Origin of the sequence: Nostoc sp. JL23 (assembly GCF_017115065.1) — a bacterium.
Taxonomy (GTDB): Bacteria; Cyanobacteriota; Cyanobacteriia; order Cyanobacteriales; family Nostocaceae; genus Nostoc; species Nostoc punctiforme_A.
This window is the reverse complement of sequence record NZ_JABXKN010000098.1, coordinates 64,205-74,747: the sequence shown is the minus strand read 5'-3', so window position 1 is coordinate 74,747 and position 10,543 is coordinate 64,205. Positions and strand designations below refer to the sequence as shown.

The window sequence follows — 10,543 nt, the reverse complement described above, 5'->3', positions numbered from 1 at the left end:
CACGCCCAGATTTAACTGAGAGGTGCGGGGAATAATATCCCCCATCGACTCAACCAAGACGCGAATAGATTTGGTGAAATGTTAGTAGAAACTGCTAGAGCGATTAACCCTGACTTAACTATATTAGATGGCATCATCGGTCATGAAGGTAATGGCCCCAGCAACGGAGAACCTCGCCAACTGGGGATTTTAGCGGCCGCATCAGATATATTTGCCTTAGATCGGGCAATGGTAGAAATCCTCAATGTTTCTCCTGAACAAGTGCCCACAGTTGCAGCTTCTCAAAGGCTAGGAGTTTGTCCAGAACTTGCTGCCATAGAGTTTCCGCATTTAAATCCTGACTTATTAAAAATAGAAGATTGGCGGCTACCAGACAAGTTAATGCCCATTGATTTTGGTATGCCCCGCGTCATTAAGTCTACGTTTAAGCATCTTTACACCCGATTTATCAAGGAACCAATCAGTGTTTATGGAAGAGAGTGAGGAAGAAGCAGGGGAGCAGCACTTCTCTACGAGAGGCTGCGCCAACGGCTACGCTCAGTGACCGAGGAGAAGTTGCAGTAAGTCTTTCCCCTCTGCCCAATCCCCAATCCCCAATTTAATGCAAACGTCGTTACAGCAATTTCATTTATTAGCAGATTAATCTGTAATTACCCTCCGATTGCTTAACCAGACCGCCCTATTATATTTAGTGGCGGTTTTTTTAGCTGATTAATTTGTTATACAATTTTTCGTCTTAGATTTAATTTATCCAAAAAGTTATACGGATTTAGGATGTGGAAATTGGGATTGGGTATTTTGTTCAGATATGAGGAAAGTTTGGTAATAACCCACTAAATGTCTATGCCACCTTCTAAAACTTTTTTACTCTACCTTTATATAGATTGACAAAATTGCTGTGATATTACATAGATTACGAAATTTAAATTCTTAAATATTTGTTTAGTGATATTACTGAATCCATTCTGCCTCATACAGTTGATGTATCTGTATTTATTCGGTAGTTATCATTGGTTACAAAAATCATTCCTACCTATTTCTTCTCTGGTGTCAAATATTTTTGAGTATAACTACTATATAACAACCAAAAGCACGGAGAGATATTCAGTGCAATTGCGGTTTTGTGTCCTGTATCACAAATTAGCAATTCCAGTAAAATGACCTTATCAAAGGCTTTATAGGATGTTATAATCATGAAGTATCGGATAAATATGTTTTGCTAATTAATCTTTAATCAGCGAAAAAATGTAACTTATGATGCTGTCAAAGTTTGCTTTGCGTATGCAACCCGTTACACCATACAGGGAAACATCTGAAAATATTAATTACAAAATAAAACATGATTTGTTTACTTGTAACTTTGTATTAAGAAGTCCATGTATAAAAAGGCTATTATGACAGTTGTATAACTGGTTTAGATTGTAGAATGCTATACATTTTACAGTTTAAAAATAGCTAAAATAGCATTAATACTCTCACTCAGAGAGTAAACCTACACAGTGTTACGAAGAACTTCAATTTTGTATGAATTCAAATAGCCAGTCTGCCAATGCCGATACATATTCCCAACGTTTGGCAGACATTGTGGGAACTGCGATCGCTCTGTTGACTCTTACCCTACCCGTATTTGTCATCGCCCACTATTCTTCAACTAATGTTCAAAATAACCAGCAACCTCTGATCCAAAACATACAAGGAAATCAAGATTGATCGAGCTTCCCAGTCGCAATTCCTGATGAGGAGACCTACAAAAAGCAGAACACTGATTTTGTAGACAATCTCTCTAGATGTGGGTGTAGTTCGTCAAGAATAAGCTAAATCTGGATTGTGTAACTCCAAATTTGAGTTGTCTTAACAAAGTTAGGACAGAAATCTTTCTAACAACAATTAAGGGCGGAGGATATCCATAATACCCTCTTGGAAAAAGCGTTGCGAAGTTTGCTCGTAACGCTTTTTCTATTTTTTGGCTAATTCAAGGGAGTAGGGGACAAGGTGACAAAAGTTAGAACTTAAAACAAGTCTTTCTCTTTGTCCCCAATTCTCCTTGTCCCCTTGTCCTCTTCCCCATGCCCTCGAATAAATACCTTGGGAAGAGATCCATATTGCCCTAAAATTCTACACGGGGAGCGAAGCTGACTGAGTGCCCCCGTGATTCACTGTTATCAGAGGAGTTTTTTGTGGACTTATCTCGCATTCCTGCCCAACCAAAACCTGGTTTAATCAATGTTCTGATTGAAATTACTGGCGGAAGTAAAAATAAATACGAATACGACAAGGAACTAGAAGCTTTTGCTCTAGACCGAGTACTTTATTCCTCGGTACAATATCCTTATGACTACGGCTTTGTACCTAATACTTTGGCTGATGATGGCGATCCCCTAGATGGTATGGTCATCATTGATGAGCCGACCTTTCCTGGTTGTATTATTGCTGCGCGACCAATTGGCTTTTTGGAGATGATTGACGGTGGCGATCGCGATGAAAAAATCCTTTGTGTTCCTGACAAAGATCCGCGCTACACTCAAGTAAAATCCCTGAAAGACTTAGCGCCACACCGCTTAGATGAAATTGCCGAATTTTTCCGTAGTTATAAAAATTTGGAAAAAAAGGTGACTGAAATTCTCGGTTGGCAAGATGTAGACAAGGTTGCAGCTTTAGTAGAAAAATCCGTCAAAGCTTATAGAGGATAATAGAGGAGCTAGGAGTTAAGAGTTATGAATTTTTATTCCTAACGCCTGTAGAGACGCGATTAATCGCGTCTCTACTCATAACTTTTGCTTGTTACGGATCGCAAAAACTGCCACCAACCCCAAACCAGAATGCAGCGTACTCTCCTTTTGGCAAAAATTCATAACTGCACCCTTACGGGGGCGAATATCAACTACGTGGGTAGTATCAGCATTGATGAAATCCTTTTAGAAAAAGCTGGTATCTTACCTTATGAGCAGGTGCAAGTAGTTAATAGTGCCAACGGTCAGCGCTTTATTACTTATGCGATCCCCGCTCTAGCTCATTCAGGAATAATTGAGCTAAATGGAGGTGCGGCACGTCTAGGCATTATTGGCGATCGCTTGATTATAATGACTTACGGGCAGTTCACTCCAGAAGAGTTAAAAAGTTACTCTCCTACGGTAGTCATTGTGGACGAAAAAAACAGGCTGTTGGAAGTGCGGCGCTACGATGACCTGCTCAGTAAGGTCTAATTTCAAGAAAAATGTCAAATTTTGAGTTGTCGGATTCCCAGAGCTACATACTTGAAAAGTCATCTACCCTGCCCAGTAGCCCAGCAGGTGAATTTATCGTGCAATTTTGGGGTGTCAGAGGTTTGATACCCACTCCCAGTAGCAACACCAATCGTTATGGTGGTAATACCGCTTGTGTAGAAATACATGTAGCTGGGAAACGCTTGATTTTTGATGGCGGTACTGGCTTACGCATATTAGGTAAAACTTGGCAAGAACTGCAACAGCCACTAGAAGCCCATTTATTTTTTACCAACTGCCAATCAAACCGAATTCAAGGGTTTCCCTTTTTTGCTCCTGCATTTATTGGGGAAAATTGCTTCCATATTTACGGCACAGCTGCCTCAAATGGAGCCTCAATCAAACAATGTCTGTACGATCAGATGCTCCAGCCACACTTTCCTTACCCTTTACAGGTAATGCAGTCGGAATTGCAGTTTTATAATCTGACTCCAGAAAGTGATGTGAAGTTAGATGATGTCACCATTACAACTGCATTAATTAATCAAACTCAGCGCTCAGTTGGCTACCGAGTTACTTGGCAAGAGTATAGTGTTGCCTATATCACGGATTTGCACCAGAATGCCGATCAAGTGGAGCGAGAGCGGATTTTAGAGTTTATTAAAGGCGTTGACTTACTGATTGCCAATGCCACTTATACTCCCCCTACATCTCACAACCATGATTCTGCTGATTTACTCTGGCAAGCTGCGGTGAACGCGGCTCTGAATGCTGGTGTCAAACGGCTAGCTATTTCTCATCATCACCCAGATGACCATGATGATTTTCTTGATCGGGTTCAAGTTGATATTAAATCTGCCTTTCCTCAAGCAATATTAGCCCATGAAGGTCTAGTATTAGCTGTTGGTAAGTGATTTAGAGTCGTTGTAGCGATATTTAGAAGTATTTTATTTGCACTGATATTCAAAAATTTTCTGCATAATAATAGTTGGTCTGCTTGAGTGCAACACTGTACTTTTCCTATACTTCTTCCGTACCTACCGTTCTTGATTTTTCCCATGCACATCATTCTTGGTGGCAATGGTCATGTTGGTTCTGCTGTAGCACAAACGCTGTTATCGCAGGGTGAGCCAGTAACCATTGTCTCGCGCAGTTCTGCGTCTATTCCTGAATGGCAGAAGCGCGGCGCGATGGTTGAGGTTGTAGACGCACATAATACCGTAGAACTACGCCGCGTGTTTGCAAAGGGTAAACGTCTTTTCCTGCTTAATCCACCTGCTGATCCTGCGATAGACACAGATGTCGAAGAAAGAAAAAGTTTAGCATCCATTCTGGAAGCGATAAGAGACTCTGGCTTAGAGAAAATCGTTGCCGAATCAACTTATGGAGCGCAGCCCGGTTCTCAAATTGGCGATTTAGGAGTGCTTTACGAAATGGAGCAGCAACTCGCCGCCCAGTCCATACCATTTAGTATCATCCGCGCTGCTTACTATATGAGCAATTGGGACTTCTCTCTACAATCAGCTAAACAGGATGGCGTAATCCATACCTTCTTTCCAACCGATTTTGCATTGCCGATGGTAGCCCCACGCGATATTGGTCAGTTGGCAGCGCGTTTGATGACAGAGCCAATAGAGAATACAGGGCTACACAACATCGAAGGTCCAGAAATATATTCTTCGCTCAACGTTGCTTTATCGTTTGCTAAAGTTTTAGAAAAACCAGTCAAGGTGGTGGAAACTCCGCGTGACCAGTGGATAAAGACAATGCGGAATATGGGATTTTCAAACTCAGCAGCAGCATCTTTCTCCAACATGACAACCCTTGCGCTAGAAGCAGAGATGCCACCCCGTGATCTTGTTACACGAGGAGTAGTTTCATTAGAGAGTTACATTGCACAACTAGCGCATTCTGTTGTTTAACTCATCGCTCCTTATAAAGTGTCCAAGAGTCAATTGCAATGTCAGTAGACCGAAAACTTGTGTCAGTTGATGAAAGAATGAGGGTTACAACCGTCATTTTTGGAACTGGCAATCATGACCCGTTGCACACCGACCGTATCAAGTTACACATTTGGGCGAATACGTGTAATAAGTGACCGAAAGTATTCTAACTCCGTTAGCTCCCCCAATGCTTAGGTGTAGCCCGCACTTCTCTACGTTCGCGCAGCGTGTCGCAGACAGATGCTCCGCGAACGGCTTCGCTCAGTGACCACCGTAGGCATCGCAACCCATCAATTCCAACTTATCAAAAGAGGAAACCAGTAGCACCGGAAACTGCGATCGCACATCGCAGTTTCTATTCAAAGAGGATGTTTGAAAAGTCTAAATTGTTACTCGCCTTGGCGACTGGAAGTCGCGGCTACACGAGACTTTACCCACCTCTGTGGGTTAAAAACCTTTATAGACTACACGTGCTTTGGGCACAGCATTGCTGTGCCCTTACTATTCCACACAATTAAAATAAGCTATATTGCCCCTACGACGCATTTTGCAACTCAGCTGTGCGGACTGAAAGCTGCTGTGTCTGATTACCTCGTTGCACTTTTACTTGTAATACTTGACCAAGGCGACTATCTTCCACAACATTCTGCAATTGTTCAGCACTGGTAATTACTTTACCATCAACTTGCAGAATTACATCCCCGCGCCGGATACCCGCAGATGCCGCTGGAGAATTGGGGACAACTCGCATGACAAAAACCCCATTAATTTCTGGTATCTGAATCGGAGAGTTGGGATCGGTGTTATTTTGCTTGGCGAGATCGGGTGTCAAAGTTAGCATTTGCACACCTAGATAGGGGTGAGCAACTTTGCCATCGCGTTGCAGTTGCGCAGCGATCGCTTTAGCTTTATCAATAGGAATGGCAAACCCAATACCCATTGCATCAGGGCGAATGGCTGTGTTAATCCCAATTACTTCACCTAGACCATTCAATAGTGGCCCGCCAGAGTTACCAGGGTTAATGGCGGCGTCTGTCTGAATGAAGTCTAAGCGTTTGTCACTAATGCCGACTTGGGCGCTAGAACGTTTGAGGGTACTGACAATTCCCAAGGTAACAGTATTATCAAATCCCAAAGGATTACCAACTGCGATCGCCCAGTCTCCTACTTGGACATTGGTGGAAGAACCCAAGGGTGCAACTGGTAAATCGTTACCAGCGTTAATCTTGACTACTGCCAAATCTGTGACTTCATCAATACCCTGAACTTTACCTTCAAAGGTGCGGCCATCTTTGAGTCGGACTGTTACTTTATCAGCCTTATCGACCACATGAGCATTAGTCAAAACTAACCCGCTCTTGTCAATAATGAAACCTGAGCCTAAACCGCGTAACTGCTCAGAAGGCATCTGTTGGGAGAAACCGTCACCAAAAAACCGACGGAAAAGGGGGTCTTCCATAAATGGATCGACGCGGCGAGTAATTGTTCGCTCAGTATCAATACGGACAACTGCTGAACCAACACGATTAACTGCTGCTGTGACAAAGCTAGTGGTACCGATCGCAGCAGTGGCTGGTGATTGCCGTTGAGCAATTAGATTTGAAGTATCAAGAGCAGTTATTGTGGGTGCTGGTTCGGCTTGGGAAGGTAACACCTGCAATGTGCTAACCGCTAGCACAACTCCTAGCGCGATCGCTAAAACATGAGTAGTGAGTTGACGTAGAGACCGAGATATTTTGGGAAATCGCATAATCACAACCTAATTTATAAGCCTAATTGTTGCTTAGTCGTGACAAATCTATTTACAGTTATTTTTATTTCAGGTTTCGCCTGCTCTTTCCATTACTGGGGTTAGGGCATTTTGCGAACTACCTGTAATCAACTTAATAGAAAATTTAACCCAAAAGCTATTATGGACATTTACCCTTTACAAGTTCGGTTTTTACCCATCAATAAAACTTTTGGATTGCTAATAAGACTAGTCCGCTCTCTGTTCTAACTCTAGACTATGGATGAACTAACTTTTGTATAAAATTTCATTCCGATTAGCTGCACCTAGCTGGGGTAAAGAGTTGATGGCTGAGTGGGGAGTGAGGTTAACAGGAACGGTGAGAGGTAGTTGTAATTGTTTAACAACACTTTGCAAAAGTTGGTCTTGTCCAGTCCGCAAACCCCAGACATTTGTCCCACGGTTGATAATAGCAAACCAAACCAAACCGCGATCGCGTGTGGGCATCACTCCCGCTAAGGCGCTCACATCCCGGAGAGTACCAGTTTTGATCACAGTCGCCAGGGGAATGTGTCTAGTGTGTAGTGTCCCCCGGTGATCGAATCCAGACATGGGAAACAAGTCAGCCAGATTCAGTTGATGGGCAGATGCCTCAGCTTGAATAGCCATAAACATGGCACAAACAGCCCTGGGGGAAATGCGATTTTCCGGGCCCAATCCAGAACCATTGATTAACTGGATTTCCGCTTGTGGCACCCTCGCCAGGTTAGCAGCAGTTGATTGGACTACACTTGCTCCTCCCACTGAATCTGCTAGCATCTCTGCCATATCGTTGTTACTATAAACGTTCATTTCCTTGAGTAGTTGCTTCAAGGGCAATGAGCGATGACGCAGTAACAAAGTTTGTTGAGGGTTTGGTTGCGCTTCAACTTTCACCCCGCCTGCAATGAGAACTTGAGGCTTGGGTGTTCCCTTGGGCATGATTGAGTGTGTATAAATCGCAGGGCGTCCCCAAGTTGCACGATTTAGCGTTTGCTTGAGCATCAAACCGGCTAGCATTGGCTGACGTTGAAAATTCATGGCAAAACTGCCAGTAACGATCAAATTCCCCTTTACTTGCTTGATGCCCATTTTATTGAGAGTATTACCAAGAGCGATCGCTTCTTCCCAAACAAACAAAGGATCGCCACGGCCTGTAACCACTAAATCGCCCTGCACAACTCCATTTACCACTGGGCCAGTGACACTCACCAAAGTATCAAATTGGTAATCTGGCCCCCAAGTTTTCAAAGCAACTAGTGAAGTGGCAATTTTAGTTAAAGAAGCAGCCGGCAGAGGTGTCGTACCTTGGTGATTTGCCATCAGCATCGGCCCCGACTGCATCCAAATCCCCTGACTCTCAGCCAGATTTTGCGCCACCACCTTTGATGTGATGAGCTTTTTCAAATATTCCTGCACCGTAGTCGCCCCAGCTGGATTTGGATCGGGGGCAAGAACCAAGCCAGGGCTACTTTGCCAAGTTAGTGCATCTAAGGCCTCTAGAGGTTTGATTTGTACCCCAGCCATTTCCAGCCAAAGCGACACCAAACCTGAACCCAATAATTCCAGCATTTTTTATTCCTCTGTTAGGATCTCAAGCGTTGTTTACTGTGCTAATATACAAGCTTTTTTACAAGAATCAGTATTGAGTAATAATAACTGGTGTTTTTCCCATCTGTAAGTAGGGTGAATTATATTGTCTTCGTGGCTTGCTTGGACAATGCCAAAATGCCCATAGCTCATGAAGATAGCCGCATAAAAATAAAAATATTTTTGATCTGTGCAGATACTACGCCGTTAGCGATATCGATGACGAACTATGACACTTGTACCCCAACGGAGAAGCAAGGAAGCTTGCGGTAGCGTATCTGATAGTAGGAGACTCGCTCTAAGCCAATACAGTTGAGTTATAGCAATTTTTTCCTTCTCTTTCTTCTCTCTGCGTCCTCTGCGCCTTGGCGGTAGCCTGCGGCAAGCCCTACGGGTTCACCAGTTCCTTTATGCCGGGGAACCCGTCCACCGGACTGGCTCACCGCTTTGCGTCTACGTTAAAAAATTGACTTGGATAATAGAGTTTTAGCCTTAACCCAAGCGTATTGCACTCTAAGCGATCGCGTACTCCTGCAAAGCAAGCTACGCGCAGGGTGTCGCAGATAGCCTGAGAATAAGGCGATCGCTCTTGGTAATTCTATAACCTTGAAACAAAAAAAGGGAAAGTATTCAAAATTCTCCCCCTTTTTTCCCTTAATAAACTAATCAGCATTCAAGTTGCATAATCAGGGCGGATAAGATGTCTACCCCGCAAGATATTGAGAAAATTTTAGTATGCAAATTAGATGTGTTTTAGCTTACCTACTTTCTTTCTGGATGTGCTACATCCTCTGGTGAAGGAGTACCCATCCGGTTAATTGTGGCAATCATCTGATACAAGCGCCCCAAATCGCGTTGATTGAAGTACAAAATCAGGCGAGGTAGTCCAACAGTTTCATCTTGTGCTTCTTGAGGTAATGCCTGACTTTTTTCAATTCTTCCTTGAATAATAATGTCGCTAAAATCAGCATTCAGTTGTTCTAAAAGAGCGTCTGATATATCTGTCTTCAGGCGGATGACTAACTTATCGCTTACATAGCGGCTGGAATGATAAACCTGGTAAAAACGGGTGATAGCATCACAAGCTACATCCAAGTTATCTGTCACCGTGTAAAGGCTGGGGTCTTCAGGATTGACAAGACCATTTTGCACTAATTGTTTATCAATATATTCGCTCCAAGAGCGCCAGTAATCACCACCAGGACGATCGATTAAAACTAAAGGTACTGGCCCAAATTTACCAGTTTGGCTTAATGTCATACATTCAAAAGCTTCATCTTGAGTGCCAAAGCCTCCCGGAAACAAGGCTACAGCATCACTTTCTTTGAGAAGAAACAGCTTGCGGGTGAAGAAATATTTGAAGTTAATTAGCTTGGGATCGCCCTCTATAAAAGGGTTTGCTTGCTGTTCAAAGGGTAGCTGGATGTTTAATCCAAAAGAATTTTCTCGCCCAGCACCTTCATGACCCGCCTGCATAATTCCACCACCACCACCAGTCATCACCATAAATCCTAATTGAGAAACAGCACGAGCAAACTCAAGGGCCATTTGGTATTCTGGTCTATCTGGCGCTATACGAGCAGAACCAAAAATGGTGACTTTGCGAACGTGTCGGTAATCATAAAAAAGCTGGAAACCGCGCTCCATATCTGCTAATGCAGCAGATAATATTTTCCAATCGAGACGCTCAATTTCGTGATCAGCTAGACGAACAATAGTAGTAAGTGCTTGCTGAATAAATTGCCGATTTTTTAATGTCGGTAAACGAACGATCAATTCAGCGATATCCGCCTGTAAAGACTCTAATGTGTCAAACGACGCAGATGAGGTCATGAGAACTGCTGCAACAATGGCACTATATTTTACGTGAACTACTCACACTCTAGCAAGCGGGAATAGCGCTTTGATGTGCAGTTAGCAAATTAATTCAGAACTGGCAGAACTGGTTTTGAAGCTGAAAATTCTAAATTTTTTTTTGATCGGGCTTATTGTGATACTTCAACTTTTGAAAACCATAGCAAGTTCTCTCGGTCGACTAA

General features: G+C 43.1%; 9 protein-coding genes. 6 read left to right on the top strand and 3 right to left on the bottom strand.

The genetic code is table 11. The features are described from left to right. Nucleotides 1–15: 15 nt before the first annotated feature. The 6 genes from HWQ42_RS20000 (at nucleotide 16) to HWQ42_RS19975 (ending at nucleotide 5,125) form a co-directional block, all read left to right on the top strand. Entirely contained in the window at nucleotides 16–483 is a 468-nt protein-coding gene (locus HWQ42_RS20000; RefSeq protein ID WP_289799926.1) for a DUF362 domain-containing protein, read from the top strand. Between the two features lie 1,041 nt (nucleotides 484–1,524). Beyond that, entirely contained in the window at nucleotides 1,525–1,710 is a 186-nt protein-coding gene (locus HWQ42_RS19995) for a hypothetical protein (protein WP_094349221.1), read from the top strand. A gap of 467 nt (nucleotides 1,711–2,177) precedes the next feature. Then, nucleotides 2,178–2,690, top strand: coding sequence for an inorganic diphosphatase (locus HWQ42_RS19990; protein WP_229464783.1), 513 nt, complete (start codon nucleotides 2,178–2,180; stop codon nucleotides 2,688–2,690). A 129-nt stretch (nucleotides 2,691–2,819) separates the two neighbouring features. Next, nucleotides 2,820–3,203: an aspartate 1-decarboxylase gene (gene panD / locus HWQ42_RS19985; protein WP_292729447.1), complete on the top strand. Its 384-nt coding sequence runs from the start codon at nucleotides 2,820–2,822 to the stop codon at nucleotides 3,201–3,203. 11 nt (nucleotides 3,204–3,214) lie between these two features. After that, complete coding sequence (locus HWQ42_RS19980; protein ID WP_292729450.1) at nucleotides 3,215–4,117, top strand: MBL fold metallo-hydrolase; 903 nt, start codon at nucleotides 3,215–3,217, stop codon at nucleotides 4,115–4,117. Between the two features lie 144 nt (nucleotides 4,118–4,261). Further along, nucleotides 4,262–5,125, top strand: coding sequence for an NmrA family NAD(P)-binding protein (locus HWQ42_RS19975; RefSeq protein WP_292815369.1), 864 nt, complete (start codon nucleotides 4,262–4,264; stop codon nucleotides 5,123–5,125). Between the two features lie 556 nt (nucleotides 5,126–5,681). Here HWQ42_RS19975 and HWQ42_RS19970 read toward each other — a convergent pair. From HWQ42_RS19970 to HWQ42_RS19960, 3 genes are all read right to left on the bottom strand, one after another. Continuing rightward, nucleotides 5,682–6,896: an HhoA/HhoB/HtrA family serine endopeptidase gene (locus HWQ42_RS19970; RefSeq protein WP_292815367.1), complete on the bottom strand. Its 1,215-nt coding sequence runs from the start codon at nucleotides 6,894–6,896 to the stop codon at nucleotides 5,682–5,684. Nucleotides 6,897–7,163: 267 nt separating this feature from the next. After that, a complete protein-coding gene (locus tag HWQ42_RS19965) occupies nucleotides 7,164–8,486 on the bottom strand; it encodes a D-alanyl-D-alanine carboxypeptidase (RefSeq protein WP_292815365.1) in 1,323 nt (440 codons plus the stop codon). A gap of 780 nt (nucleotides 8,487–9,266) precedes the next feature. After that, the gene (locus HWQ42_RS19960) at nucleotides 9,267–10,337 is read right to left on the bottom strand and encodes an LOG family protein (RefSeq protein ID WP_292815363.1); all 1,071 of its coding nucleotides are present in this window, start codon (nucleotides 10,335–10,337) and stop codon (nucleotides 9,267–9,269) included. Between the last annotated feature and the right edge of the window lie 206 nt (nucleotides 10,338–10,543).